This window comes from Delftia sp. 60, assembly GCF_002754395.1.
GTDB lineage: Bacteria > Pseudomonadota > Gammaproteobacteria > Burkholderiales > Burkholderiaceae_C > Comamonas > Comamonas acidovorans.
The window spans coordinates 3,641,503-3,667,117 of the sequence record NZ_PEFD01000001.1 but is presented as its reverse complement, the minus strand read 5'-3'; the positions used below and the strand labels follow the sequence as shown (position 1 = coordinate 3,667,117).

The 25,615-nt window shown below is 62.5% G+C and carries 37 protein-coding genes; 13 read left to right on the top strand and 24 right to left on the bottom strand.

Features of this window, described 5'->3' with window-relative positions:
• Positions 1-10: 10 nt before the first annotated feature.
• From CLV01_RS16645 to CLV01_RS16565, 18 genes are all read right to left on the bottom strand, one after another.
• Positions 11-688, bottom strand: a complete 678-nt coding sequence (locus CLV01_RS16645) for a phage adaptor protein (RefSeq protein ID WP_099733760.1) — start codon at positions 686-688, stop codon at positions 11-13.
• Positions 689-706: 18 nt separating this feature from the next.
• Positions 707-1,162: a hypothetical protein gene (locus CLV01_RS16640; protein WP_016449981.1), complete on the bottom strand. Its 456-nt coding sequence runs from the start codon at positions 1,160-1,162 to the stop codon at positions 707-709.
• A 52-nt stretch (positions 1,163-1,214) separates the two neighbouring features.
• Positions 1,215-1,571, bottom strand: a complete 357-nt coding sequence (locus tag CLV01_RS16635; protein WP_016449980.1) for a hypothetical protein — start codon at positions 1,569-1,571, stop codon at positions 1,215-1,217.
• Between the two features lie 60 nt (positions 1,572-1,631).
• On the bottom strand, positions 1,632-2,666 hold the full coding sequence (locus tag CLV01_RS16630) for a N4-gp56 family major capsid protein (protein ID WP_099733761.1): 1,035 nt from the start codon (positions 2,664-2,666) through the stop codon (positions 1,632-1,634).
• Positions 2,667-2,684: 18 nt separating this feature from the next.
• Positions 2,685-3,644, bottom strand: a complete 960-nt coding sequence (locus CLV01_RS16625) for a hypothetical protein (protein WP_099733762.1) — start codon at positions 3,642-3,644, stop codon at positions 2,685-2,687.
• A 31-nt stretch (positions 3,645-3,675) separates the two neighbouring features.
• Complete coding sequence (locus tag CLV01_RS16620) at positions 3,676-3,897, bottom strand: hypothetical protein (protein ID WP_046988509.1); 222 nt, start codon at positions 3,895-3,897, stop codon at positions 3,676-3,678.
• A gap of 50 nt (positions 3,898-3,947) precedes the next feature.
• Positions 3,948-6,155 (bottom strand): portal protein, encoded by a 2,208-nt coding sequence (locus CLV01_RS16615; RefSeq protein WP_099733763.1) that lies wholly within the window; start codon positions 6,153-6,155, stop codon positions 3,948-3,950.
• A gap of 1 nt (position 6,156) precedes the next feature.
• Positions 6,157-7,602: a terminase large subunit domain-containing protein gene (locus CLV01_RS16610; RefSeq protein ID WP_099733764.1), complete on the bottom strand. Its 1,446-nt coding sequence runs from the start codon at positions 7,600-7,602 to the stop codon at positions 6,157-6,159.
• Positions 7,599-8,297, bottom strand: coding sequence for a hypothetical protein (locus CLV01_RS28795; RefSeq protein ID WP_143290046.1), 699 nt, complete (start codon positions 8,295-8,297; stop codon positions 7,599-7,601). Before CLV01_RS28795 ends, CLV01_RS16610 begins: the two co-directional genes overlap by 4 nt.
• Before the next feature lie 86 nt (positions 8,298-8,383).
• Positions 8,384-8,971, bottom strand: coding sequence for a hypothetical protein (locus CLV01_RS28790; protein WP_143290047.1), 588 nt, complete (start codon positions 8,969-8,971; stop codon positions 8,384-8,386).
• Between the two features lie 37 nt (positions 8,972-9,008).
• Positions 9,009-9,554 carry a hypothetical protein gene (locus CLV01_RS16595; protein WP_099735304.1) on the bottom strand — a complete coding sequence of 182 codons (546 nt, stop codon included), beginning with the start codon at positions 9,552-9,554 and terminating at the stop codon, positions 9,009-9,011.
• Between the two features lie 89 nt (positions 9,555-9,643).
• On the bottom strand, positions 9,644-10,105 hold the full coding sequence (locus CLV01_RS16590; RefSeq protein ID WP_099733768.1) for a recombination protein NinB: 462 nt from the start codon (positions 10,103-10,105) through the stop codon (positions 9,644-9,646).
• On the bottom strand, positions 10,102-10,566 hold the full coding sequence (locus CLV01_RS16585) for a RusA family crossover junction endodeoxyribonuclease (RefSeq protein ID WP_099733769.1): 465 nt from the start codon (positions 10,564-10,566) through the stop codon (positions 10,102-10,104). Before CLV01_RS16585 ends, CLV01_RS16590 begins: the two co-directional genes overlap by 4 nt.
• A gap of 11 nt (positions 10,567-10,577) precedes the next feature.
• Entirely contained in the window at positions 10,578-11,969 is a 1,392-nt protein-coding gene (locus CLV01_RS16580; RefSeq protein ID WP_099733770.1) for a replicative DNA helicase, read from the bottom strand.
• The gene (locus CLV01_RS16575) at positions 11,966-12,883 is read right to left on the bottom strand and encodes a hypothetical protein (RefSeq protein WP_099733771.1); all 918 of its coding nucleotides are present in this window, start codon (positions 12,881-12,883) and stop codon (positions 11,966-11,968) included. Before CLV01_RS16575 ends, CLV01_RS16580 begins: the two co-directional genes overlap by 4 nt.
• Positions 12,876-13,193, bottom strand: coding sequence for a hypothetical protein (locus tag CLV01_RS16570; protein WP_097201808.1), 318 nt, complete (start codon positions 13,191-13,193; stop codon positions 12,876-12,878). Before CLV01_RS16570 ends, CLV01_RS16575 begins: the two co-directional genes overlap by 8 nt.
• Positions 13,190-13,342, bottom strand: coding sequence for a hypothetical protein (locus tag CLV01_RS29200; protein WP_013802091.1), 153 nt, complete (start codon positions 13,340-13,342; stop codon positions 13,190-13,192). Before CLV01_RS29200 ends, CLV01_RS16570 begins: the two co-directional genes overlap by 4 nt.
• A complete protein-coding gene (locus CLV01_RS16565) occupies positions 13,335-13,862 on the bottom strand; it encodes a hypothetical protein (protein WP_143290048.1) in 528 nt (175 codons plus the stop codon). The genes CLV01_RS29200 and CLV01_RS16565 overlap by 8 nt, the downstream gene beginning before the upstream one ends.
• A gap of 194 nt (positions 13,863-14,056) precedes the next feature.
• On the opposite strand from CLV01_RS16565, the gene CLV01_RS28785 reads away from it, so the two are divergent.
• Complete coding sequence (locus CLV01_RS28785; protein ID WP_141441568.1) at positions 14,057-14,269, top strand: hypothetical protein; 213 nt, start codon at positions 14,057-14,059, stop codon at positions 14,267-14,269.
• A 130-nt stretch (positions 14,270-14,399) separates the two neighbouring features.
• On the opposite strand, the gene CLV01_RS16555 is transcribed toward CLV01_RS28785, so the two are convergent.
• Positions 14,400-14,654 carry a hypothetical protein gene (locus tag CLV01_RS16555; protein WP_096916516.1) on the bottom strand — a complete coding sequence of 85 codons (255 nt, stop codon included), beginning with the start codon at positions 14,652-14,654 and terminating at the stop codon, positions 14,400-14,402.
• A gap of 76 nt (positions 14,655-14,730) precedes the next feature.
• Between CLV01_RS16555 and CLV01_RS16550 the strand changes: the two genes are divergently transcribed.
• The 3 genes from CLV01_RS16550 (at position 14,731) to CLV01_RS16540 (ending at position 16,430) form a co-directional block, all read left to right on the top strand.
• On the top strand, positions 14,731-15,111 hold the full coding sequence (locus CLV01_RS16550; RefSeq protein WP_143290049.1) for a helix-turn-helix domain-containing protein: 381 nt from the start codon (positions 14,731-14,733) through the stop codon (positions 15,109-15,111).
• A gap of 444 nt (positions 15,112-15,555) precedes the next feature.
• A complete protein-coding gene (locus CLV01_RS16545) occupies positions 15,556-15,858 on the top strand; it encodes a hypothetical protein (protein ID WP_099733775.1) in 303 nt (100 codons plus the stop codon).
• Between the two features lie 275 nt (positions 15,859-16,133).
• Entirely contained in the window at positions 16,134-16,430 is a 297-nt protein-coding gene (locus tag CLV01_RS16540; RefSeq protein WP_099733776.1) for an excalibur calcium-binding domain-containing protein, read from the top strand.
• Between the two features lie 244 nt (positions 16,431-16,674).
• Here the strand turns inward: CLV01_RS16540 and CLV01_RS29195 are convergent, their stop codons facing one another.
• Entirely contained in the window at positions 16,675-16,812 is a 138-nt protein-coding gene (locus tag CLV01_RS29195; RefSeq protein ID WP_180288413.1) for a hypothetical protein, read from the bottom strand.
• A gap of 111 nt (positions 16,813-16,923) precedes the next feature.
• Between CLV01_RS29195 and CLV01_RS16535 the strand changes: the two genes are divergently transcribed.
• Positions 16,924-17,265, top strand: a complete 342-nt coding sequence (locus CLV01_RS16535) for a hypothetical protein (protein WP_099733777.1) — start codon at positions 16,924-16,926, stop codon at positions 17,263-17,265.
• A 183-nt stretch (positions 17,266-17,448) separates the two neighbouring features.
• On the opposite strand, the gene CLV01_RS16525 is transcribed toward CLV01_RS16535, so the two are convergent.
• Positions 17,449-18,108: a DUF4145 domain-containing protein gene (locus CLV01_RS16525; RefSeq protein WP_257221339.1), complete on the bottom strand. Its 660-nt coding sequence runs from the start codon at positions 18,106-18,108 to the stop codon at positions 17,449-17,451.
• Positions 18,109-18,374: 266 nt separating this feature from the next.
• Here CLV01_RS16525 and CLV01_RS16520 point away from each other — a divergent pair, with 266 nt between their 5' ends.
• From CLV01_RS16520 to CLV01_RS16495, 7 genes are all read left to right on the top strand, one after another.
• A complete protein-coding gene (locus CLV01_RS16520; protein WP_099733780.1) occupies positions 18,375-18,680 on the top strand; it encodes a hypothetical protein in 306 nt (101 codons plus the stop codon).
• Positions 18,677-18,838: a hypothetical protein gene (locus CLV01_RS29190; RefSeq protein WP_016449947.1), complete on the top strand. Its 162-nt coding sequence runs from the start codon at positions 18,677-18,679 to the stop codon at positions 18,836-18,838. The genes CLV01_RS16520 and CLV01_RS29190 overlap by 4 nt, the downstream gene beginning before the upstream one ends.
• Before the next feature lie 108 nt (positions 18,839-18,946).
• Positions 18,947-19,903, top strand: a complete 957-nt coding sequence (locus CLV01_RS16515) for a YqaJ viral recombinase family nuclease (protein WP_099733781.1) — start codon at positions 18,947-18,949, stop codon at positions 19,901-19,903.
• 3 nt (positions 19,904-19,906) lie between these two features.
• The gene (gene recT, locus CLV01_RS16510) at positions 19,907-20,941 is read left to right on the top strand and encodes a recombination protein RecT (protein WP_099733782.1); all 1,035 of its coding nucleotides are present in this window, start codon (positions 19,907-19,909) and stop codon (positions 20,939-20,941) included.
• Positions 20,938-21,159 (top strand): hypothetical protein, encoded by a 222-nt coding sequence (locus CLV01_RS16505; RefSeq protein ID WP_099733783.1) that lies wholly within the window; start codon positions 20,938-20,940, stop codon positions 21,157-21,159. Before recT ends, CLV01_RS16505 begins: the two co-directional genes overlap by 4 nt.
• Positions 21,149-21,793: a hypothetical protein gene (locus tag CLV01_RS16500; RefSeq protein ID WP_099733784.1), complete on the top strand. Its 645-nt coding sequence runs from the start codon at positions 21,149-21,151 to the stop codon at positions 21,791-21,793. The genes CLV01_RS16505 and CLV01_RS16500 overlap by 11 nt, the downstream gene beginning before the upstream one ends.
• 59 nt (positions 21,794-21,852) lie before the next feature.
• Complete coding sequence (locus tag CLV01_RS16495; RefSeq protein WP_099733785.1) at positions 21,853-22,134, top strand: H-NS histone family protein; 282 nt, start codon at positions 21,853-21,855, stop codon at positions 22,132-22,134.
• Positions 22,135-22,186: 52 nt separating this feature from the next.
• Here the strand turns inward: CLV01_RS16495 and CLV01_RS28780 are convergent, their stop codons facing one another.
• Positions 22,187-22,762, bottom strand: coding sequence for a hypothetical protein (locus CLV01_RS28780; RefSeq protein ID WP_143344290.1), 576 nt, complete (start codon positions 22,760-22,762; stop codon positions 22,187-22,189).
• 164 nt (positions 22,763-22,926) lie between these two features.
• Here CLV01_RS28780 and CLV01_RS16490 point away from each other — a divergent pair, with 164 nt between their 5' ends.
• On the top strand, positions 22,927-23,787 hold the full coding sequence (locus CLV01_RS16490) for a DNA adenine methylase (RefSeq protein WP_099733786.1): 861 nt from the start codon (positions 22,927-22,929) through the stop codon (positions 23,785-23,787).
• Between the two features lie 166 nt (positions 23,788-23,953).
• On the opposite strand, the gene CLV01_RS28775 is transcribed toward CLV01_RS16490, so the two are convergent.
• Both CLV01_RS28775 and CLV01_RS16485 read right to left on the bottom strand, forming a co-directional pair.
• Positions 23,954-24,430: a hypothetical protein gene (locus tag CLV01_RS28775; protein WP_143290051.1), complete on the bottom strand. Its 477-nt coding sequence runs from the start codon at positions 24,428-24,430 to the stop codon at positions 23,954-23,956.
• Positions 24,427-25,461, bottom strand: coding sequence for an HNH endonuclease (locus tag CLV01_RS16485; RefSeq protein ID WP_257221337.1), 1,035 nt, complete (start codon positions 25,459-25,461; stop codon positions 24,427-24,429). The genes CLV01_RS28775 and CLV01_RS16485 overlap by 4 nt, the downstream gene beginning before the upstream one ends.
• Positions 25,462-25,615 lie beyond the last annotated feature (154 nt).

Below are 25,615 nucleotides of genomic sequence, written 5' to 3'. Positions count from 1 at the left end.
AGCGTCATTGTCAGGCCAGCGGCCCAGGCACACCCACCTCGCGCGAGCGCACCCACTCCTCATTCCGCCCGCTGGCCTTGCGCCCGAACTCCGCTTCGAACTTGGTCAGGGCCACGGCGGCCTTGGCGTCGTTGTGCATGTCGGTGTCCTCGCGACCGTAGGCCCGGTACAGCATCCAGTGCACCAGGGCGAAGTGCAGCTCGGGCCGGATCTCGGGCTTGTCCATGCAGGCGCGCATGGGCTTGAGCGGCAGCCGCTGCACGGTCAGGCGCAGTTCGCCGTCTGCTGCAGGCCTGGGCCACAGGTGCAGCTTGCCGGTGGTCATGCCGGCCACCAGGCGCTGCGGCACGTCTTGGCGCTCTTGAAACTGCCAGCCAGGGTGGTAGCAGTCCATCTCGTCCACCGAGATCTCGCCGACCTCCTGGCCGTTGATGAAGGCGCGCAGGATGCGCACCACCCTGCTGTCCAGGTCCACCGTCTCCGCGCCGGCCAGGAACGCGATGCGGCACATGGGAGAGACCGAATCGCGCAGCAGCTGGCCACGGCGGCAGGCTTCGATCTGGGCCTCGTTGGCGTAGATGGTCAGCAGGTCATCGGTGCAGAAGACATCGGCGTCGCCACCGCCGACGGCCCGGCCCTGGTCGAGCGCGTCGGCCCGGTACTGCTTGATCAGGTCGTCGAGGGTCATGGGGGCCTCGTACTGCGATTACTGGGTTTCCGCCAGCACACCCTTCAGCCATGCACCGCCACGGGGGTTGCGGTCTTCGACGACAGTGAAGGGGTAGCGCAGGCCGTGGCGCTGACGCAGGTTGTTCATGGCCTCGCCCAGACGGTCATCCAGCTTCTGATCGAAGTCCGTGCGCTTGGCGCGTGCCAGGCGTTCCACGAACTTGCGCTTCACGGTCTGGGCCACGCCGCGGCGAAAGTATTGAGAAACGCCATTCACGCCCACCAGCACCATGTCCATGTCGTTCTCGTCGGTGGACTCATAGACCATGACCGTGACGGGCTCGTTCATGAAGGCTTCGAGCTCCAGCGCACCAGAGGGCAGCGGCTTGTCGACGACCTCGACGTCGCCCTGGCCGATCTCGCCGATCTGGACCGTGGACTCCTTGCCAAGGTATTGGTTGGTTGCATCCACTGCGGTGGTGTTGCGTGCCATGCGTTTCTCCTGAAATGAGGGGGTTGCGCCCGGCACTGGGCCGGGCTTTGGTTCAGACCTGGGCGACGTAGTACAGCGTCTGGGACGCGACCACGGCCGCCAAGGTGGCGTTCTGGGAAACGCGGAAGCCGCGCGGGTCGGTCTTCACGCCAGCCGATGCGGACAGCGTCCGTGCGCCGTCAGCGGCGGCCTTGAAGGCCGAGTTCTCGGCCATGCCTGCATACCATTCGATGCAGACGCCACTGGAGCTTTGCAGCCGCACATAGCGCGGCTTGAAGCCCACAGGGAAGAAGAGATCGTCACCGGCCACGATGGTGGTGGCGTCCAGGACGACCTTGCCCTGGGCAAAGCCAGGCGTGCCTTGGTCGTCTGAGCGGGTGCGGGTCTGGCCCGCAACGTTGTCAGCCATGATGTGCTCCTTGTCGGTTCAATGAGTTGGAAGCGGGAGCGCTTTCGCGCCCCCGTGGCTTCAGGTCAGCGCAGAGACGCCGGCCTCGGCCACCGCCATCCAGCCCTCGTTGAGCAGCGTGCAGTTCATGTAGAACCGCGTGCCCACGTAGCCGCGCTGGCCCAGCGGGTCGCTCTTGTCCTTCTGGCCGGCCGGGATGTATGTGGGGTCCAGCGCGTTGTCCCCGCGCAGAGCCACTTGGCCCCATGCGTCTTCGCCCACCACGATGAACGGGTAGACGTCCACATTGGTGCCACCCATGAGGCCGGTGCTGCCGATGGCCGCGCCAGCGTTGGCGTAGGGAGCCAGCTCTGGAGATGTGATGAAGCGGAAGTTCTCCACACTGCCCAGCTCGTACTGGCTCACTACCTTGCGGCTGCCGTACTCGGCCACGGGCGTGAACTTGGGTAGATCACGCACATCGGAGTCGGCATCGGTGTGGACGAACACCAGATACGAGGCCTCGACAGGCGACGTGCTGATGTTGGCCGACGGAGCCAGAATGCCCGTCACGCGCCTGGAGTGGTTGGCCTGCAGGTTGCGGCTGATCTTGCGCAGCAGGTTCGAGGTGATCTTCCCGCTGACCGCATTGCGCGAGGAGCCGCCCGAATAGAAGGCGTTGGCGCAGCTCTTGATCACGCCGTAGCGGATCATCTCGCGCAGCAGGCCCACACGCTCGCCGCACTGCTTCTTCATCTCGGCGGGCACGTCGTCCTCGTAGGTATCTGCCACGCGGTTGGTCAGTTGGTACAGGCAGCCGAACTCGCGCAGCTTCACCTCAATGTCCTGCGGCACCAGGGAATCTGCCGAGGGCGTCACGCCTTCTTGCAGCTCGTGCGCGTTGACGCTCACCAGAGGACGGTTGATGGTGTTGAAGTCGGCCGCCGTCGCGCCGTACGGAAGGTAACGGCGATAGACGATGGTCTGGCCCACATTGCGCGGCATGGCGCTCTGCTTGCCAGTGATACCCAGGACTTCCACGCCGACGGCATGGCCCAGGATCTCACCCTTCAGTTTGCCGATTCGCTCGGCGGGATTTCCGGTCGTGAAGGTCACGATGTTCTCCTTTAGGCCTTATCGGCCAACCACCGACTTGAAGCCGGCAATGAATGCTTCCTGTTCGGTAGGCGCGGTCTGAGGGCGCGGCGCATTGCCGCTTGGCGTCACGGCAGCCTTGAGCCGCTGCTGACCTTTCGCGGCCTTGTCGGCGGCGGCGGTGCGTGCAGCGGTCCACTGGTCGTACTTGCCGATGACGGCGCCCAGGCTGTCAGCCGTGCCCGCTTCCGCGAACTCCTGCTGCACCTGTTCTCCCTGTGCGGTGAGCCACAGGTTGAATTCCTGCGAGCCCACCTTGTCGCGCCAGCCTGTGTGCATGCGGTCCAACACGGCCAGCTCCAGCGCTGCAGGGTCATGCTCGGCCGGGGCTGTGTGCTCGCCACCCGTGGCCACGGGCTGCTGCACGGGAGCCGGCGGGGCTTCCTGGCGTTGTTGCTGGGGCGTGATGCCCAGGGCACGGACGTAGTTGGCAACGTCGGGATAGTCCTTCTCGAACTGCTGCAACTCCGGGGGCAGCTCGGGCGCCGGTGCTGGCGTCGGGGCTGGTGCAGGTGCCGGGGCCTGGATGCGGCTGTTGAGTTCGCCGATCTTGCCGTTGGCCTTGCGCAGTTGCTGTTCGAGGGAATCCACCTTGGCGGCGCTGCCCAGCAGGCGCTGCAACTCGCTGCGCTTGTAGCCCTCAAACACCACCGGGTCGTCCTCGGCGCCTCCCTGCCCCGGCTGGGCTTGCTGCCCCTCGGGAGCGGGCAGAGCGTCAGCGCCGTCCTGTGGTGCATCGCTGGCCTGAGGCGCTGCGACTGCGGGCGCAGATACGGGGGCTTCTGCAGGTGCCGGCGCGGGCGCGGCGCCAGCCTCGGCCGAGGCATCCGAAGATGCTGCGGCGGGGGCCGGCGGCGGCTCCGTTCCGGTCACGCTGGCAAAGGCCTGCTCGAAAGCTGCCCGCTCCTGCGCCTGTTCCTGCTGTTGTTGCGGATCCATGCGTCATGCACTCCTGTGTTTCATGCCAAGGTCAGTAGCTCTCGCCACCAGCGTCGGCGGGTTGTGCCTGGGCTGACGGGGCCAGCGCAAGCAGTTCTTTCCAGGCCGCGATGCGTCCACGCAGTTCGGTGGTGCGCAGCGCGTCCATGGTCGGGCTGTCGTTCTTCTTGCGCAGGGTGTCGATCTGCGCGTTGGCATGGCGCTCGATGGCGCGCCATGTCGGTGAGGTGAAGTCGATGCCCTGGTTCGTCATGGCTTGCAGTTTCCAGAGGAACGCCCATTGCGGCGAACCCTGGCCGGGGGTCAGCCCCGCGCGCCGTCTGCGGCCGGCGTCTCGATGCCCTGGCGCACGCCCAGCAGCGGGCTGTCGGGGCGCAGTGGCGTCAGCGGATCGGTGTTGTTGGGCACGGCGCCAGGGTCGGGCTGCTGCTGAGGTGTGATCCATCCGCCCTGCGGCACGATGGGTGCGGCGTCCTGGTCCTGGAAGCCAACCGACCTGGCCAAGCCATCGGCGAGCGTGGCCACGGCCGGATTCATCGAAATGAGCTGCCCGGTCTGCACGCCGCTGTACAGCGTCTCCATGCCGGTGTTGGTGGCGTCGGCATCAGCCTTGCGGGCCTGGGCGGCCAGCAGCTGGGCCTTGGCCTGCACCGTTGGGTCCTGGCCCTGCTGGGCGCGCTGAGCCTTCTGCTCGTCCGTGTACTGGAAGTTGGTGGGGTCCAGGCGCTGGCCCTTGCACAGCTCGGCCGCCAGCTTGGCCGGGTCCAGCTCGTAGACGGGATTGGCCGACACCTGCAGCAGCGTCATCAGGAACTGCTGCTGCGCGTCCCGCTCGACCAGGGCCGAACTGGCACGCACGTCGATCTGGAAGTCGCCCTTGATGCTCTCGTCGTCCGAGTAGGTCATCATCCAGTCGAAGTACCGCTGGATGTGGGGCCGGGTCATGTAGTCGTCGAAGCGCTTGGCGAGGCGCCGCAGCACGCTGGTGGCGTTGTTGTTCTGCATCTGCATGCCGCCCAGGGTGTTGGGCGCATCGCCGCGGATGCCCTGCAGCATGGCCGGCATGCCCGTGGTGTCCTCGGCCATCTTCAGCGCGAACTGAATGGTGTTCATCAGCGTGACCTGGGCGCTGGGCACTGTGAAGGCGTTGAATGCTCCGCGCACATCGGACACATCTGCATTTGCTTCGGCCCGCCAGATCTTCCCGGGCCGCAGACTCCAGACACCATCTTCCGGCGTCACACCGTTCCCAATCACCACCTGAGGCGCTGCTGACAGGCCGTTGTTGTCCATCATGGCGCGGGCTGCACCATTGAGCATGCGCTGTGCCGTGCGGACCTGCCGGCTGATGCCGACACCCCAGGGCATGCCAGGGCGGCGCTGCCAGGCCAGCACGTCATAGGGGAACTCGCCGTCCTCCTGGGGGCTGAGCACGACCTTGACCAAGCGGTCATTGATCATTACCGCCATGGTGGGCACACGGTCCTCGTCGCCCTCCTCCATCTCTACACCCATGCGCGCCAGGTGTTCGCGGGCGCAGTGGCCGTAGAAGATCCACATCTCGAACTCGTTCTCGCCCGGCCGGTAGACGGCCTCAGTGCCCTCGCGGGTGCGGGCCGGGCCTTCGCGCAGCACGGCCAGCAGTTCGGCGGTCTCGTAGCTGGGATCGGCCAGCATCTCCTTGATCTGGCGCGGGCCGATGTTCTCGCGCTCCCACGTGTAGCTGCCGTTGTGGAGGTTCTCCCCGCAGGCTGGGTCCGGGAAGAAGTTCCAGACGTCGATGCGCTTGGAGCCTGGCTTGATCTCGTCCACCTTGATGAACTCGGTCAGGCCCGTGGCCGGGTCCTTGCGCGTCATGCGTGCCGTGCGCGTGATGGGGAACGGGCCCTTGAGCACGCCAGAGCCGATGCGTGCGGAGTCCTCGATGACCTGGCGCACCTCGCCGTGCCAGTTGCTTTCCACCAGCGGGTCCTCGATGGCCTGTTGCATGCGCTCGGCGGCTTCCTTGGCCTCGGCCGCCTGGGCAGCCATCTGCGCGTGCACGGCAGCCGGGTCCGTGGCACCCATGGCCTGGGCCAGCATGGTGAGCTGGGCACCATTCAGGCGCGGCAGCGGCGTCGGCTTGATCTCCCAGGCCCTGTCATCCGTGGGCAGCAGCATGTCCGCCACGCGGGCGCTGGCCGCATCGGTGTAGGGGCGTGTGATGTTGAGGAACACCACCGACCGGGCCGGGCCCTGCTGCCTGGTCTGCCCACCGATGATGGCCGTCTTCCTGCTGCGGTACAGCTGGTTGGCGTTCTGGAAGTTGCGGTTGGCGTCGTCGATGCCCTGGTAGTGCTCTTCGTCCTCGGTCCATTCCTCCTCGATGCCCGAGCCGGCACGGCCGGCAATGGCCTCGCGGCGCTTGGACAGGAGTGTCAGGACGAACTCGGCGCGCAGGTCGCGCTGAGGCTCGCCGCTGTCGTCGTGCTGCTGGGCCAGCAGGCCCCCATGATTGGTGGTGGCTTGCATGTCAGTACCCTATCTCGTTGTCCAGTGGCTGCCAGGCCGAGGCTGCAGCGCGGGCCGGGGCTGGCCGCACGATGGCCTTGCGCTTCATCATCACGGCGTAGCGGGTGGCGCTCATCAGGTCGTCCTGCTTCTTCACGACCTTGCCGTCCTCGCGGTGGTACAGGCGGAACTCGCTGAACCAGTCCTCCAGGTGGGCAAACACCTTGAACCGGCCGGTCTGCATGCGCTGCAGCATCTCCATCAGCCCAGCCTCGACACCGTTGCTGCCGTCCTCGAAGGTGGCGCGATCCTTGAGCATCTTGAGCCCGGTCTTCGCGTACTGGACGGCCAGTTGCTCGCCGCTGCCCTTGTCGTGCTGCAGGCCGTCGTGGGGCCATGCCGTGGGCACCCATTCGCCCCAAGCCTTGATCGTTGCGGCATGCAGGATGGGCGTGGCCTCCTTCTGCCTGTGGCCCTGCGTGACATAGAGGCAGTCGCTGTCCCTGTCCCAAGCCAGCTGTACGGCAGCCGTGGGGTGGTCCCAGCCGAAGTCCAGGCCGTTGATGCGCACCCAGTGAGCAGGGATCGGGAAGGGCTGCACCTTGATGCTGTCCTCTTCCACGGGGAAGATCCGGCCGCTGCCCAGCGTCGGGATGCCCTTGGAGCGCGCCTCCCGCTCGTGCGCCGGGTAGCTGGCGACGATGGACTGCTTCTGCTCCAGCGAATAGTGGTCCACGTCCCAGATGGTCATGCTGGTGACGTGCCGGGCCTTGGCGCCGGGGTCGTCTGCCTCGGGCATCAGGAAGCGCATCACCACATCCGACATGCCCAGCAGCGGGGTGAAGGTGGTCTGCGCGAACTGGCCGCGCTGGCCGTTGTTGGTGCGGGTCAGGCCCTCGGCATAGATGTCCTGCGGCGGCTCCTCGTCGAACCAGACGCCGTCCACGGTCGGGCCCTGCCACTTCTCGCGGCCCTTCTCGTAGGACTTGAAGGCGATGATGGATTCGCCGGCCTGCACGTCGCCGCCACCACCCCAGCGGATCACGGCGCTGTCCAGCAGGTTGGCAACGCCCATGGCGCGCGTGGTGGCCTTGATGGCATCGCGCGGCACCATGCCCGTGCCCCAGGCATCCACCGTGGCCGGCGGGCCCAGCAGCATGCGCTGTGGGTTGTCGCGCGTGGCTTCGCTGGTCACGGAGCCCGCCCAGAAGGTCACCGGCTTGGCAAAGGTGGCGCCGTCCCACCAGTCCGGATACCGGCCCGTCAGGTGCATGGCCCATTCGGCGCCGCCTGCCTTCGTCTTGCCGAGCTGGTTGCCGGCCATGAACAGGCGCTCGCTGAACGACGCGCCAGCACGGTGAAACTCTCGCTGCTTGCCGTAGGGGCCGTACTGGTCCAGCTGCCGCGCCGCCAGTTCCCGCTCGATCATGGCCAGCATGGCGGCCTGCTTTTCAGGGGAGAGGTTCATGCGCGCGCCCTCACCGCATCGCGCATGGCCAGCAGCTCGGCCGTGGTCACGCTCTCCATGCCCTTGGCCGGTGGCTCGGGCATTTCATCGCGGATGCCGTAGGCCTGGCGCTCCAGCCCGATGAGCACGCGCAGGGATTCGGACAGGGAGCGCATGGTGCTGCTGCGGTTTGCCAGGCTGGAGGCCTTGCCCGCCGCCTCGGCCAGCTTGCCGCGCTGCTCCTTGGTCAGTTCCTCGGCCGGGGCGCTGCGCAGGATGGCAGCCACCTCGGCAAATAGCTCAGGGCTGGCGCTCTGCTGCTCCAGCTCGTCCATGAGGCCCATATTGATGCGCCGGCACCGCTCGATGTCCTCGCGCTGGCCGAGTCGAACCGAAGCCTGGGTGGAAGCAGCCGCCTCGACCGTCTCCCGCTCTGCCGCTGGAGACGCGTTGTTAACCGGAGTGTTAACCAGGGCCGCGTTAACCAGCGCGTCGGCCTTGGATTGAATCTTGGCAGTGAGGTCTCTCGTCCATCCCAGCTTCTTGGCGCGCTTGGAGATGTTGACGTGGCTGGTGCCAGAACCCTCGGCGATTTCGCGCAGGCTCTTGATGCCGGCCCGGTAGTCCAGCTCGATGCGCTCCCAGTCAGGGGAGCGGGGGCCGGGGGCTGCGCCCCCTGCACTGGGGACTTGATCGGGATGCGGTGAAGATGGCATGCCCGGAGTCTCCCGGGCGCGTGTCTTTTAGGCGACCCCTACTGGGGTGATATCTCCGCAACCACTTTAAACTTGCCAAATGGCATTTACTTATTTCCCTCCAATATCTCCATTATCTGTTCCGCATACTTCTTTGCATCCTCATGCCCTTTCCTATTGCGCAAATGTAGAGTTTCCAGAGTCTGTCGGTGATCGTTGTCGTATTCGTGTTGAATACCTCTGTGATCGTCATCGCTAGGACGATCTCTAAGTATTGCCTCCTGTATTTCCCTTGCCACAGCAGAATCCGCTTGAGCAACATTTACTAGAGCTGTAAGAGCAGCTAGTCGAACCGAGGTTCTACCATTTTCGAGCATCGTCTGCTGAGCCATAGTCGCCGCCTCTGCCGCTGATCTAGCCGCCTCCTTCGCATCGATCAAAGCCATTCGTTGCAATGCAACCGACTGAGTAACCCAATAAAACGCTGCAAATGCAACCAGCGGATTTAAAATCCCCCCGAAGAAATCGCCAAACGCGCCCCATTTATCCGAATTTAAATCCAGCCTCTGATTGAGAAAAACCCCAAAATACACGGCATATGCGCAAACTAAGCTCACGCCGATCCCAATCAAGCAATATTGCCAGACTTTCATTTTCCGTTGTAGCTGCAGAGCAGCATCCCCCGAATTGCTCACTTTGAATCCTCCTAACGTATGGGCAGATGCTACTGGATCATCGCCCCGCCAACAGGTCCATCTGCGGGCTGGGCTCCACTCGGCGCCCCTCCAGCGCCTTGAGCTTGCCTTCCAACTCCTTGATGCGCGCGGCCATCTCGCGCCGGGTCGCGGCCTGCTGGAGCTGGATTTCCTGGGCCAGCAGGCCGACGTCGTGCTGCAGCTGCAGGTTGCTGTGCTGCATGGCGTTGCCCTGGAGGCGGATGGCGATGTTGCGCAGTTCGCGGGGCCAGACCCGCAGTTCCTGGTCGCCAATCTCGATCAGGGTCATGCCGTCTTCCAGGTCGGTGATGGACACCGGGCGCGGCGCCCCTGGGCCCCTGACCAGCTCATACACACCATCGGTGGTCCGCCGCAGGATGCCCTCGACGTCGATCATTCGGCTGACGTGGTCGTCGATGATGTGATAGCTCTTGCCGGTCAGGTCCATGAGCCGCTGGCGGGTGATGTTCTGGCCGAGATGCGCCATCTCCAGGATGTGATCCCAGATGATTTCGCGTGTGGTGCGTTCGTCGTGCTGTGGCGTGGTGGTGCTGGTGGTCAATGGCTTCTCCCGGTAGACTATTGCTTGCTCAGGACAACAGTCCGGGGAGGCCCGCCATGTGCGGGCTTTCTTTTTTCAGGGCCAGCAATTCATCGCATCTCGTCCTCCCATGGTTTGAACACCACGCCGGCCTCGGTGCCGAAGGCATAGAGCCATTCGACGAAGCCCTTGGCCAGCTTGTTCGAGAACTTCTTCGTGGGCACGCCCAGCATCACGACCTCGCCGCGCAGGCCACGGCCCATCCGCATCTCGCCCAGGCGCACCCACTCGTCGCGAAACTGAACATCGTCCAGCGTGTCCACGCGGAAGGCACTGATCAGGATTCGCTTGGCGTCCTCCACGTTGGCCAAGTCCCCGCCCAGCTGCTTGCTGATCTGGTTGATCTGGCTGTGAAAGTGCCGGCTGTGGCGCTCCTCCCGGCACTCGGGCCGGATCTCCAGGACCAGGCGCTTTCCCTCGCGCAGCCAGCCTTTGATCTGCCGCCAGGCGCTGAGGATGGCGGTATGCCCCTGCTCGGGCGTCTTGAGCAGGACGGTCAGGTGCTCGCTCATGCCAGCGCTCCCAGCAGGTCACCCTGCTCTGCCAATTGCTCCTGCTCGCCCACGGGCTTGATCGTCACGATCACCCCGGGCGCGGCCGCGTAGCGCTTGGTCTTCACGACATCCACAACCTGCACATCGTCCTTCCAGACCACGCCGTTGATGGCGTCGTAGACGGCCTTCTCGATGTTGTCGATGTCCGGCTTGGTCGTTGGACGGATGGCGCCGGCCAGGGCCTGCTGCTGCTTCTTGTGGGACCAGCTGGCCGGCACCTGGCAGTTGATGAGCAGGTGAACGCCCATGGCGCCTTCCAGCAGCGCGCGGCCGGCCATGGCGATGCTGGCGGCGTGGGCCACCAAGCCCTCGTAGTTCACGGTCTTGGCGGGCGTGAACATGCGGGCGTGCTGGCCCACCTTGCCGATGCGGGGGCGGCCCTTGCCGACGGGTTGGCCGGGAACGGTAAAGGTGATCATGGTGGTCTCTTTCACTCGAAGTCGGCCGAACGGCCAGGGTTGGTGCTCGGCCGGGCGCCGTACCAGTTGGAGAAGGTCAGGAGCGGGCCCGTGTACTTGACGTCGATGTCGCCGGTGGCGCCGCCGCGCTGCTTGGCCACGCGGATGACGCCGTAGTAGCGCCAGGCGTCGCCCAGGCTGGGCTTGTGCTGGATGGGTCGATGCGCGAACAGCACGATGTCGGCGTCCTGCTCGATCTCGCCGCAGTCGCGCAGGTCGGACAGGATCGGCATGCCGTCCACGCGCTTCTCCACCTCACGGTTGAGCTGGGCCAGCAGCAGGATCGTGATGTCCAGTTCCTTCGCCAGCTTCTTGAGGTTGCGCGTGATCTCGCCGAGCTGGGTGGTGCGGTTGTCCTTCGGGTTCGCGCCTTCCAGCAGGCCCAGGTAGTCGATGATCAGCAGGCGCAGGCCGTGCCGGCGCTTGAGCGCGCGGGCCTTCGTGCGCACGGTGTTGATGTTGTGGCCGGTCTTGTCCGTCACGTAGAACGGCCGGGCCTTCACGCGCTCGGCTGCAGCCACGACGGCGGCACCCTCTTCGTCGGTCAGGCGCTTGGGCAGCCGGATCTTGCTGTACGAGACCTCTGCCTCTGAGGCGATCTGGCGCTCGTAGAGCTGGATGCGCGGCATCTCCAGCGAGAACATGGCGCAGGTCTGCTTGAGCTTGGAGCCGTGGCTGCCGATGCCCAGGGCCAGCGCTGTTTTGCCCATGCCAGGTCGGCCGGCGATGATGACCAGTTCCCCGGGCCGCAGGCCCCCGTCGAGCTGGTTGTCCAGGTCGGCCAAGCCTGTGGGCATGAACGGCTCCTCCACGCCGCTGGCGCGCCGGTCCAGCTCCTGCAGGAACTCGTCCATGCCTGCGGAGGCATCGACCCATTCGTCGCCAGGACCATCGGACACCAGGCCTGCCAGCTGCGCCGAAACCTGCTCTATGCGGTCACCGATGGGCAGCGCGTGGTCGCGCGCCAGCTCCCGGGCCTTGTCCACCACGCCCAGCAGCTGCCGGCTCAGCGCACGCTCCCGGACGATTTCGGCGTAGCGGCGGGCAGACGAGCCGTTGATGCTCCCGGCGTTGAACAAGGCCGTGAGGTAGCCCAGATCGACCTGGCCGCCCAGCTGCTCGTGCACCGTGATCGGGTCCACAGCCTTGGCGGCCACGGCCAGCGCGGAGATGGCGCCGTAGACCGCTCCGTGTGTCTCGTCCGCGAAGTCCTTGGCCTGCAGCAGGTCGCCGACCACGTCGTAGAGCCGGCTGTCCATCAGCAGGGAGCCCAGCACAGCGTGCTCAGCCTCGTAGCTGGCCAGCGGCATCACGGCGGTGCCGTCGAAATCTTCGTCCAGAGGGGGCATGGAGCGGGCGTTCATGCTGCGGTCCTTGTTTTTTCGATGACGTGCTTCATGCCCTTGTCGGTCAGCAGGAAGTCCAGATCGCACTGCCAGCCGGCGTGCTCGGGGCTGCGGTAGCCGCGGCCCATGAGGAAGTCGTTGTCGCGGGCACGGCCGAAGTAGTCGCGGATCCAGGCCGTGGCCTGCTCGGCGGTCTCAGCACGGGCCGTGCCGTCGGATTTCTTGCTCGTCAGGACGAAGCGCCAGAGCTTGCCCACGGCCTTGCGGCGGCCCTCGTTGAGCAGGCGAACCTTCGGCAGTTCGGGCAGGACTTCGTGGTACAGGTCGACCAGGTCCTGAACCGGGCAGTTCGGCAGTCCAGGCTTGCCAGGTGCGTTTTCGCCGGGCCGGTCGTCGGCGCTGCCGACAGAGCCGTAAGGCTCTTTCTTTTCCTGTTCCTGTTCCTGCTCTTGTTCTTGTTCTTGTTCTTGGCTTCGTAGGGTCTTGCAAGGGGGTTGCATAGCCCCTTCTTCACCCCTTCTTCCATGCAAGTGAAATGCTTCGGCGTAGCGGTCGAAGAACTCGCCCAGAAACGGGTTGTCCGGCAAGGCGTCGTAGTCCTTCTGGATGCCCTTGCAGCGCAGGTCAGACCCCTTCAGTTCAGAGGCAATCTGGTAGCTGGCCATCTCGTGCACCCACACGAATTCCGACTCATCGTCATAGGAGCAGTAACCCGCTTCGATGCACTGCTGTAGGCCCTTGCGAGCCCCTTCTTCACCAAGGCCGGTTTCGTAGGCCATGTACAGCACGGGCTGGGCATACAGGCCCAGCATGTTGGAGCTGGGCGAGGTCATCAGGTAAAGGGCCACCACAAGCCCCTCCGGGTGCTTGCGCAGGGCCTTGAAGGTCTTGCCGTGCCACATCTTGGGGACGGCTTTGGCGTAGTCACGCATTGGGAGCACCTCCCAGCACGCGCTCCATCTCGGCTTGGCGCTCGGGCGTGCGCAGCGCGATCAGGGCATACATGGCGCGCTTTGCCCGATCGGCGCATTGGCGGTGCAGAACCTTGCCGGTGCGCTGGAAGTCCAGCATGTCGGCGTGCAGCAGCAGACCCTGCGCCTGGATGCGCATCTCCAGGGCCTGCTGCTCCAGCGGCATGGATTCGGGGATCTCGGCAAAGTGCACCATCAGGACGGGTTCCGGCGCTGGCCGGCCGTCGATGCGCACCTTGCAGGCTTCGACAAAACGGATGGAGAGATTCATGCCGGCTCCTGGCCCTCGTAGGCGCGTGCGAAGGCTTGGCCAGCGGGTGTCGTGGCCGGCCAAGGGCATGCCTGTTCGATGGGTTGGCCAGCGGCGCGCGCTGCGTGCGCCAGGGCGCGGATGCGGTCGAGGCTGACGACTTCAGACATTGCCGCCCTCCTCGCCCCTGGGAGCCGATGCCACAGCGAAAGGATTCACAGGCACACGCTCGATCGTGATACTGGACTCATGCCAACGCTTCAAAGCCCAGCTGGTCAGAATCTGGCGGATCACATCGCCCCGGCTGGCATCGCTATCGCCGCTGTACAGGACATCGATGTGCGCCTGGATCACGTCCAGGGTGAACTTGCGCACCGAGGCGCGAACTTCCATGAGCTCGACCTCGGGCTGGCCGGCGCGCGGGCGGTAGGAAACGATCTCGAAGGGGTTCTCCGGCGTCAGGCGCAGGTCCATATCGGACTGGCGCCAGCGCAGGTCGGCCCACGGGTCCAGGATTTCGTTGATGACTTGGTTCACGCTGCAGCGGGGCTCGCCTGCGCGCATGCGGATCTGGACCGACGAGTCGAGCATCTTGTACGTGAACACCGGCAGGTTCATGCGCAGGTTCGTGTATTCCAGGTCTGGGTTGCGGCCCCGTGCGTGCTGGGGTGGAAGGTGGTCGTAGTTCATGTCTTTTTCCTAGCTGTGGTGGTCGTGGAGGACGAGGTCCTGGACGACGAATGGGACGTCAGCCGCAGGGTGCTGGATGCGCTGATGTACGGGCTGGCGCGGCGGCGCGGCAGCGGGCTGGAAGCGAAGGGGTGCCCGCCACCTCCCGGCGCAGAATGGGAGTTCCTACACAACCATTCCCGAGAGGGGCGGACATGAAACAAGAACTGATCGGGCCCACAGCAACTCTTGCCGGAGCAATGCTCTCGAAGATCGAGTTGGAGTACAGCGACTTCACGCGGGGCATCGTTGCCAAGACGTTCGAAGACGCTTACTACGCACTGCTGGAAGGTATTCAGCGCGTGGACACTGCAGAAGAAGCCCGGCGTGCGGCGCAGGCAGACCCCCCCTCCCAAGACGGAAGCTGACGGGCGCCGGCAACCTTCCCAGACGCGCGTCCTGCTGCGCTGCAGGGTCACAAAGAACGCCGACCCTCGGCGCCAACGCTTCCCCGAAAACCTTTTGCTCGTCGGCTGGGCCTCGCCCAAGCGGTACGGCTCAGGCATGGCCGGGCTCCTGGGCTGGGGCCGGGGCTGCGGAAGGCAGTTCAGGAAGTTTCCGTTCGCCAAGATCAACGAGGCGGAAGTAGTCCAAAAGAGGCTGGATGGTCTGCACGCCGGGGTTGTCTCGGTCGTTGCAGGCGATCTTCCGGGGCAGCGTTTTCGCCACCCCAGCATCCGCTGCAATCAACTCCCAGCGCGCGGCGCCCGCCTCGCGAAGACGACGCTTGAGGAAAGAGATGATGGGTTCCATGGGCGCCGAGCATAATCCCAAATTTGGGATACAGTCAATCCCATTCCTGGGATACAGCCTTCGGCACACTCGGAGGATGAGTTCGGAACCACGACACATCCTTGCCAAAAACGTGCGCGCGCTGATGCAGGCCAACCCTCGTCTGGGCACGATCGTGCGGCTGTCGGACGCCTCCGGCGTATCCAAGGGGGTGGTCGAGCGGATGACCAAGGCTGAGACCAACACGGGCGTTGATCACTTGGCTGGAATTGCGCGCGCCTTTCAAATACCCATATGGGCCTTGCTCTCCGAGGAGTTCGACCCGTTGAGCGGAGTGGGCACCTCACCATGGCCCTTCGAGGACATCACTCCACAGCAATTTGCCGCGCTGCCCGACCGGCGAAAAGGGATGATCGAGGCCAAAGCTATGGACGTCTATCAGGAGTGGGAAGCTTCAAAAAAGGATGGGGCTCCATAGATTCGCTGACGCTCGCCCCGAAAAATTCAAAACCGAATGCCCGCACCAGCGGGCTTTTTTGTGCCCCTGCAACAACCGATAGCACCCTGCAACACCCAATTGCGGGAAAAAATTTGCACCGAATTCCCAAATTTGGGTTGACTTGCATCCCACATTTGGGAAGAATTCATCCCAGCAGCCCACACAGCGCATCAGCGCCAGGGCAGTCACCGGCCAGATGGTCAACCGGCGTCGGAAACGATGGGAAGGCAGAAGAAGGCGAATGCCCGCTGCTGTGGTGCCATGAAGGTGAGCCCCCTTCCTAGCCCGTGATAGATCGCGGAGGGATGCACCGACGATCAAGGGGTTTGTGAGTCCTGGAGCCGGTTCGCCGGGAAGAGCCAGGACGAAAACCTCAGGGCCTTGGATCAGGGTCCTGCGGTTTCACAGCGAAGGAGATGAGAGATGAAGCTCAGCCAGAACGATTTTGAGCATCTCAAGGACAAGTTGAATCTCGGCGAGATGACGGCGGCAGAGGCGAACGTGCAGAAAGTGCGCATGCAACGAGTGCTGCTGGTGTCGCGGCTGACAGCCGATGTTCGTCGGGCACTCAATGCAGCCGTAAAGCGCGGCGACCTGGGGCACATGAAGAAAGACGGCCACAAGCCGGAAGCCTACTTCCACCCCACTTTCGACTATCTTGCGCGCCAGGAGCGCAATGCTCATGAGCGTTCTGTGCTCCGCGCCATTTCCGCCGTCTGCGGATAACCAATCCCGCGCCCCGGCCATGTGCCGGGGCCATCACGAAGGCAGATTGCGAAGCGCTCGGGAGGCGTCCCGGCTGGACTCTGGTTCACCCAGACAAATTCGCTGCAGTCTGCCCCCGTGATGGCCAATCGTGACGGGTAGTTGCCCACCCGCAAGCGGTGAGAGTCCGCCAAACCGTTGTTGAGGGAAAGCCGGGGCGAATACGGCAGGCCATCTTCATTTCCGACTGCGATACGATGCCCGCCATATCAATCACAACAAGAGAGGGGCATTCAATGCTGAGGCTCATTGTTTACGTGCTGATCGCGGTGGCGGCCTGGAAGGCATACACGTCGTATCAGGCAAAGACGGCGGGCATGACGCCCACCCTGCTGCTGACGGAGCCACGGCCTCGCAGCATCGACGTGGGCAGCAGCACATCCAGCGCGCCCAAATACACCTGCGACGGGCGCACGCACTGCTCGCAGATGACCTCCTGTGAGGAGGCAAAATTCTTCTTGCGCAATTGCCCCAACACGAAGATGGACGGGGACAACGATGGCATCCCTTGCGAGCGTCAACTCTGCAACTGATGCCAACGATCTTTTACCTCCCGTACATGTTTTCCTGATCATGTCCGGGCCATACTGAGTTCAACAGTTTCACGCCGAGCCTGGGTTCCTCCTCCCTCCCTCTCTAATTCCCAGGCACGCCTTAAAGGCATCGGCACTTTGTACCAAGGCCCGCAGCTTCAACGCTCGCGGGCCTTTTCTTTTGCGGCCCGGGATGCTGCCACGCACCGCAAAAACAAAAACCCGCCGAGGCGGGTTCTTGGTTTCAGCAGTTGCCCTTCTTGGCTTGGCCAGGCGGGCAGCCGTGGGGATGGCTTTTGTACCCATCACGGTAGCCATCGTCATACACAGCACAGCCGCCGAGAACAAAGGCCGCAACGGCCATGGCGAAAGCGATTTTCATGTGGGCGCCTTTCATAGAGTTGTGGCCGGCAGTCTATGTCGAGCACCGACAGGCCTCTGTAAACCATTGTTCCGCAGCCCGTAGAGGGCTGTTTTCTTTTGGAGAACCGTCATGCTGATGACCGCCAACCCCTGCGCGGATGCGGAGCGCTGGGAAAACGAGATGGACAGCCGCGCCGCTGCGGCTGACGAAGATAGGGCCCGCGCAATGCAGAAGCTGCAGCGCGCCGCTGCCTTCATGACGCCCACGGACTGGTTCCACGAGCGCATGCCCGGCCCCTTTGGCCTACCCATGTCGTTCGACGAGATGCTGGCCGAGGCCATTGCCGACGGCGACCACGACAGCATCACGGCGCTCGGCGCGCTGATGGTCAGCCAGCCTGCCCTGCAGCTGCGCACCGCCGTCATGGCCCACATCGCCAACCGCTACCCGGAGGGCATCAATGCCGCCTGACGCCGCAACAGCCGCCAAGCACCCGGCCGTGGCTGAGTTCCTGATCGAGCGGGTGCAGGCTGGCAACGCCGCGCTGCGGACATCCCTGTGCGACCCTTTGGCCCGGCCGGAGCCGCCGCCCGAGCTGGTGCGCGCGCGGCTGGGGTGCCTACCAATTTATTCTGAAGACTGCTCTAAAGCAATTTAGCTTAATTTAGCGTCGCTTTGCTCTCGCCGATCTCTCGCCTGCTGGATCTGATTTGGCAGGGTGTACAAATATGTTAGAAGAAAATATGTCAAATGATGCATTTGCTCTGCCATCTCTTCAGTTGCATCCGCATCTCCGTGCAAAGCCTCATTTCCATCTAATCGAAGTGAATGCGCCCATTCTTGTATATCGGGGGTTATTCTGTTATCAGCCGCTAATTTATCAATCCTTTTTTCAAGCTTCCATGCATCGATATCGGGTGCAAAATCCTTCAACGCCAATTCCATACAGCGTCGATAGCTTCCGCATGCTGCATTCCAAAGGCGTGCCTTGCGCGCTTGCACTGCTTCCACGTAATTACGTGCAACTCTATCAGGAGCGCTTGCAGGAGATGTGATTGCCTCTGATTTTGGCCAAATATTTGTATTAATCAAATTTCTTTCTTCAAGCAGATCACCATTGTAATCAACCAAATCGTTACCGGCGGAAAAATTTCCACTCCTCAAAAAGAACTTAGCCGCAACAGGCTGGTTACACGCATTGCAAAAAGCGAGTGCCGTTGAGTAATTTCTATCAATGTGCCTGGCGCCGACAGCCACATTGAATGTCATTTTCTCCGCCCCGCAATGTGGGCAAGTCATCACCATTACTGACATGAAAAAAACCTCTTCTTTGATATGTATTAACGATAGAGAAATTTCAGATGCATTGAACGGATGCCACTCATCCCGTCTTGAGCGGCTCTTCGACCTCTACCGGACATCCTATGACAAAGATGCGCTGGTTGGCACTCTAATTGCCCGACTTCTACTGGAGCACGACAGACGAAAACTCGGAGATCCACCAACAGCGATAGCTGACACCCCCAACAACACCTGAACCCGCCCCTCCCGGCGGGTTTCGCTCTTCAGGAACCACCGCAATGCAACGAGTGACCCCGGCCGAGCCCTTCAACCCCGATCCAGACGCCCGCTACCTGCGCGAGTGCTCGACCCCTGGCCCGGTACATGAGCCGGATGCAGATGGTGTGCCAGGCGGATGGCTACTCGCTGTGCTGGCCGCCCTACTCCTGCTGGCCCTCACCGGCTGCGCTGATGCCGGCGCACAGGAGCCCCAGCCCACACCACAGGAGCTGCGCATTGCGCGCGCCGCGGCCCGGGCCTGCGAGGGCCTCACCCCGGTCTGGCAAGACGGCGGCTCGCACATCTGCCTGAAGGAGCGCCCGTGATCAATCTGGCCGAACTCACCGACACCGAGAAAGTCCCGCTCCTTCTCGAATGGCTTGAAGAAGCCGCACAGAAGCTGGACAGGGCTTGGCCCGCTGGCGGCAGCCGCTACCTGGAATTCGTCAGGGAAATGCGCGGCGAACCTCTGGACCCCGAATGAACGCCCTACTCCACCTCTTCCTCTGGCTCGGCCTGAGCGCCATGTGCGCTGGCCTGGCCGCCCTCACTTCCGGCGCCTTCTGAGCGCCGTTTTCATTTGGAGGCCTCAATGGCACTGCAAACCATCGCGCCCGGCCACGACCGGGCCAAGTACCTGGGCGGCTCCGACATCGCCGCCGTGCTGGGCATCAGCCCCTGGAAGACCCCGCTGGATCTGTACCTCGACAAGATCAAGCCCAGGGCCGAGGGTGAGCGCAAGCCGGTGCTCACGCGGGGCATCCGCTGGGAGGGTGTCGTCTCGGAGATGCTGGTCGAACGCCTGGAGGCTGATGGTCACTCGGTTGAAATCGTTGGAAGCAACAACCGCTACCGTGACCCACAGCACGACTTCATGGCCGCCGAGATCGACTTCGAGGTCCGGCTCGACGGCGCCGAAGAGATCACCAATGTCGAATTGAAAACCGTGCATCCCTTCAAGATGAAGGAATGGGGCGAGTCCGACACGGACCACATGCCCACGCACTACACGGCCCAGGTCATGTGGGGCCTGGGCGTCACGGGCAGGAAGAACGGCATTCTCGCCGCGCTCTTCGGCGCCGACGAGTTGCGCGCCTATCCGGTGGACCGGGACGAGGAGACCGTGCAGGCCCTGCGCAGCCGTGGTGCTGACTTCTGGGGCAATCACGTCCGCGCTGGCGTGCCGCCTGACCCCATCAGCATCCGCGACACCGACCGCCTCTTCTATGAGGACGGCGAGGCCGACGCGCTGCAGGCCGATCCGGCCCTGTCCGAATGGCTGATGCGCATGCGCTTCATCCGCGCCGAGATCAAAGCCCGGGAGGCCGAAGCCGAGGTCCTGGAGTTCCAGATCCGCAAGGCCATGGGCACGAACACGCAAGTCCTCATGCCCAACGGCAAGGCCGCGTGCGAATGGAAGGCCCGCACAGGCACCTACATCGATGAGGCCGAGCTCAAGAAGGCCCATCCCAAGATCGCCCGCCAGTTCACGCGCAAATGGGAGAAGCGCGTGTTCAACCTCAAGCACTTCGACACCACAGGGATTTAAGCCATGTCCACCCAAGCTCTCAAGGCCGCCGCGACGGGCGGCGTGACCCGAAACACCAAGCCCCAGACGCTGGCCGACCTGATCACCGGCGACAGCATGAAAAAGCAGTTCGCCCTGGCGCTTCCCAAGCACCTGAATGCCGAACGCTTCACACGCGTGGCGCTGACCGAGCTACGCAAGGTGCCCAAGCTGATGCAGGCCGACCCGGCTTCGTTCATGGGAGCCGTCATGCAGTGCGCGCAGCTCGGCATTGAGCCAGGCGGCGCCCTGGGGCATGCCTACCTGCTGCCGTTCGACAACCGTCGTTCCGGCAAGACCGAGGTCCAGTTCATCCTCGGCTACAAGGGCATGATCGACCTGGCCCGCCGCAGCGGACAGATCGTCAGCATCGAGTCCCGGGCCGTGTACGAGCGGGACACTTTCTCCGTGAAGTTCGGCCTTGACCCGGACCTGCAGCACGAACCTGCCTGGGAAGAAGACGAGCGGGGAGCTCTCCGCGCCGTGTACGCGGTCGCCAAACTCCAAGGCGGGGGCGTCCAGTTCGAGCTGATGGGCCGCGCCGAGATCGAACGGATCATGCGCGAGTCCCAGGGCTGGAAGGCGGCCGAAGCCAGTGCGCGCAAATACGGCCGCGAGCCGAACTCGCCATGGCACACGAACTTCGATGAGATGGCGAAGAAGACAGTGCTGCGCCGGCTCTTCAAGTACCTGCCCGTCAGCATCGAATACATCGACGCTCAGGAGCGCGAGGACCGGGACAGCAGCCTGGCCGACATCGAAGTCGATGCGCACACGATCATCGACAGCGGCGCGACCGAGATCATTGACGCCCCGGCGGGTGAAGACGCACCAGCCGCGGCCCCGCCAGCAGCCATCGGCTACACCGCTCCTGAGTTGCTGGACCAGATGCTCAAGGCGAAGACCCCGGAGCGTCTGGACGAGGTGGCCAGCTTCATCGGCGACCTGCCTGTCGAGGAAGACCGCAGGAACCTGAACGCAAAGTACGAGGCCCTGCGCGCGGAGATGCCCGGCGCATGACCGCCGCCACCATCCCGGCCGCCGAGTTCGCCCAGCGGCTGGCTGGCCTGATCACGGGCCTGCCCATCGGCGCGGACAGCCTCACCCCTGAGCAGGTCTCCGGCGCCTTCTTCCGCGTCTCCCTGGAGGCCGAAAAGCTCGGCCGCGAGTACGCCGCCCAGGCCCTGGGCCAGCCCATCCCTGTTTCCACCACCACCGAGGACCACCATGGCCTTTGAAATCGAAGAGTTCACCAACGCGAAGCTCACGAACGTGAACGTGCGCAGCGAGAAAAACGGGCCGAACCAGCTGAATCCAGCTACCGACCTGTTCTTCAAGATCGATGCGCCCAACAGCATCCTGAGCCAGTTCGACGGGCACCTGCTGTCCGCCATCTACCACCGCAGCGCTGCAGCTGGCGACGGCGCGCAGCAGGCGCTGGACGGGATCGAGCAGGTCTCGGATCTGCCGAACCTGCGTTTCCCCAGCATGCGCCCCATCGAATGGAGCTGGGATCTGGACGGCTACACGCTCACCATCGGCCACGGCCTGGGCGGCGCGAGCGACATCCCGCTGTCCGACTGCAAAGTGGACCGGTTCAAGCTGACGCCGCGCGAGGGCGGCACCGTCGAGGTGAAGTTCCGCGTGCGCTGCTCCAACCACCTGACGGAAAAGGCCATGGGCAAGCTGGCCCTGCTGGTGCAAAACGAGGTGCCCATCATGCTGACCGCACCCGAGTTGGCCGGCGAGCAGCAGCCTCTGGACAACCCGTTCCCGGTCCAGGGCCGCGACGAGCCGCCCGAAGACCCGTTCCATCCGGTCAACCAGCAGACGCCTGAAGAGGCCTTCGCTGCGACCGTTGGCCAAGACTGATCCACCCCATCCACTGAACCACCCACGGCGCCCGCACGGCGTCTAACCAGGAACCATCCATGACCTCCTACACCGAACTGCTGGCCCAGAAGGCCACCCTTGACGCCCAGATCGCAGCTGCTCAAGCAGAGCGCAGAGCCGAAGGCATCGCCGCGGCCCGCGCGCTGATCGCAGAGCACGGCCTGACCGCTGCCGATGTCTTCCCGGCCCAGGGCAAGAAGCCCAAGGGCAGCGTGGGCGCCCCGAAGTACCGCGACCCCGCCACCGGCGCCACCTGGACCGGCCGGGGCAAGCCGCCGAACTGGATCAACGGCAAGGACCGGGCAGCTTTTGCCATTTAAGCAAACATGAAAAAAGGGGCGCCACGCGCCCCAAAATATTGCTGATCGTTGGTTAATTGACCTGCAGATTTTTAAAACACCGTTCAACAACTTGCCTGTTGATGGTGACAGGCCTCAATGTGCATCCTTCGCCAGCCGACCAGTCAATACCAGTGACAAAAGGATTCGTAACAGTTGTGTTTTGAGGACCAGGATTCACAGGGGTTTGAGTAGTTATTTGACACGCATCCCAGCGGCGTGGCATGTTATTGCTTTGATAATAAATCTGATATGCACCATTTGGACACAAAATTCCGGTGTGAATTGCTACGCGGCCAGACTGTGCTCCAGAAGTTTTGTCGTAAAGATCAAACATTACTGGGTAAAACTTCTTGTTGTACGCCCACATCCCACCACATCCAGGCGCATCCCAAACTTCGCATATCCAGTAATTACCAACATACATATTAGAGTAGCCCCTAACCTCTGCGTCTTTTGCAGCAACTGCTGACTCCAGAACGTCATATTGAGTCGCACCTAATTGCCATATAGGTATTGGCTCAACATAAATGGTTTTATTGTACATTTGCTGCGAATTGACTGAAGCAGCCATAAAACCCGCGAAAAGCAGCGCTATAAAATTCCTCATAATTCTCCCTAATTAATAGTATCAAGTACTTCATTGCAAAGTACGACGGCAATCGTATCATTTCTTAATGGAGCGGCATGAGCACAGCGCATAGCCGCCGTCCTGATATCCCCCACCCCTTCCAGAGCCAGCCGCCGAGCTGGCTTTTTGCGTTCTGGAGTCGCATGAGCCAAGTCACATCCCCCGCCCTGCGCTACCACGGCGCCAAGTTCCGGCTGGCGCCCTGGGTGCTTCAGCACTTCCCCGAGCACCGCTGCTACGTCGAGCCATTCGGCGGCGCGGCTGGCGTGCTGCTGCAGAAACCCCGGGCCTACGCCGAGGTCTACAACGACCTGGACGACGACATCGCCAACTTCTTCCGCGTGCTGCGCGACCCTGGCCAGTCCGAACGGCTGATCCAGCTGCTGCATCTCACACCCTACGCGCGGGCCGAGTTCGACCTGTCCTATCAGGACTGCGACGAGCCGGTGGAGCGCGCGAGGCGAACCGCCGTGCGGGCATGCATGGGCTTTGGCTCGGCCGGCGCCACCAAGGGCGTGACGGGCTTTCGCATCGACACTGCCCGGCCCTACGGCACGGCACAGCACCTCTGGAGCCGCTACCCCGGCCAGCTGCCGCCCATCATCGAGCGCCTGCAGGGCGTGCTGATCGAGAACAGGCCCGCGATCGAGGTCATGCAACAGCACGACACCGCCGACACGCTGCACTTCGTGGACCCGCCCTATGTCTTCGGCACGCGCTCACTGCGCAACGTGACCCAGGGCTGCTACCGACACGAGATGACCGACGAGCAGCACCTGGAACTGCTGACCGTGCTTCGCAGCCTGAAGGGTATGGTCGTGCTCAGCGGCTACCCATCGGAGCTGTACGAGCGCGAGCTGGCTGACTGGCAGGTCCACTCCACGGGCGCCCGCATCTCTGCCGGCCGTGGCACAGCGGTCAAGACCGAAGTGCTGTGGCTCAACCCCGCGTGCCAGCAGCGCCTGGCCGCGCCACCAGCCGTTCAGCAAGCGCTCGGGATCTAGCTCGAGCAATCCTCAAGCCAAGCCAGCTCGGGCGAGCCACGAACTGGGTCCTGGACATCAATCGGAAATGTTCCTAATTTAACAACTAATTTACCAGAACTGTTAAAAAACAATTTCGGTTAGTAGCATGGCTTTTAATTACATCAAAACCAAAATAAAATTACTCCTATTTAAATTTCACAACATACCCCAGCCATTTCAATTCATTCGTTCTCATGAATGAAAATCTTTCTCCCTCTGAGGTAACCGCTTCAGACCAATCTAACAAATTAGCCGTCCTCTTATTTTTTGCACGATAATCAATCAACCTCACCACTTCATCTGAAATGAACCTAGAATAGCCATTACCCCTATAAATTTCATTTATATATACATAATCAATTGAAAAAATCACGTTATCGTCGTATTCTTCATCAAGAAACGCAATAGCACAATATCCTATTGGGTAATCGTTTGCGCTCGTGTATATTATATGACAAAAGGAATCCGAGCTAGATTGAGATAGCCGTTTGATAGCCATCTTGCATCCAGCGCAATAGCTATTAAAATTTCTAATTCTTGATGGCCCTGAGCCATTGATATTCAACCAAATAGTCCGATCAAGACCAACATCAGTTACTCTATCATCTTCATAAAAAATCATATTAACAATGACCTCTCAAGAAATTGATTATAAAAATTAATACACGATTCTCTATGTGAGGCCAAATAATTACATTGAGACGAATTAAAAAAACCAACATTCATCTGAGGATCAAGGCCCCACACAAGCATGGCTTTCACCACCCACGCACCTGCCGTGATGATTTGCCCATCGTCCGTGAAGCTGATCAGGTGACGATCGAACAGCCGGTCCACATGAGGCGACAGCAGTAGACCGTTGTGGCCATCCAGCCGCTCCTCGTTCGTGCAGTCCTTCCAGGGCTTGATGTGGCTGGCCACCAGAAGCCGGGGGTCTGAAACTCCAGTGAGGCGGCAGCGCTTTTCAATCTGCATGAGGTTGGTGCGATAGATGCCCTGGCCACGGCGCGCTTTCACCAACTGCTCGATCTCTGTGGATGACAGCTCGGGGGAGACGCTGAGCTCCTGCTGAATCTGGTCTTCTTCCAGCTCCAGGACCTGATCATCGTAGAGCTCCAGCACCGCGTCATTGGCCTTTCCTGCCAGACCCAGGATCTTCTCGCCAAGCGCGTGCGACACCGACGCCAGATACACACCCTGGTTGCCATCGCCACTGGCACGGATTGGGGAGTACTTCTGCGGCAGATCTCCAGCCAGCACCTCCATGTGCTGCTTGGGCCGAACCGGGATTTCGAGCCGTTCCCATGCGACAGGCACCAGCCATCCATCTGCGTGCCACGCGTCGCCAGCCTTACCGAAATCGTCGGGCTTGCCCTCGTCTCGGTATCCGGACGTGGCCACGCCAATCGCTTTGATCTGGCCGTCTGCATACGAGATCACCGTGTCACCCTTCTTCACCAGACGCAGGTTCTCATAGGTCTGGTTGTAGCCGCCGTTGGCCTTGCGCTGTGGGCTCCAGATATACCCGCCTTCGATCTCGGACTTGAAAGTCTGTTTGTGATTGACCCACCAATACGCCATTGCCCTCTCCTTTTCGGCAGAGAGGGTAAGCCATTTGTCCTGCCGTCGTCCGCGAAAGCGGACCTTTTCCATATTTGCCTTCATGACCTTTACTCGACCCCCTCCCGGCGAGCTGCTGCAACACGCCGGCCACCTCATGAACGGCCCGGGCACACCTAAGTCGCCCAAGTGATAAAGGAGATCTGAATGGCCAGCAAGAAACCAAGGAACTGGCGCGACAAGCGCG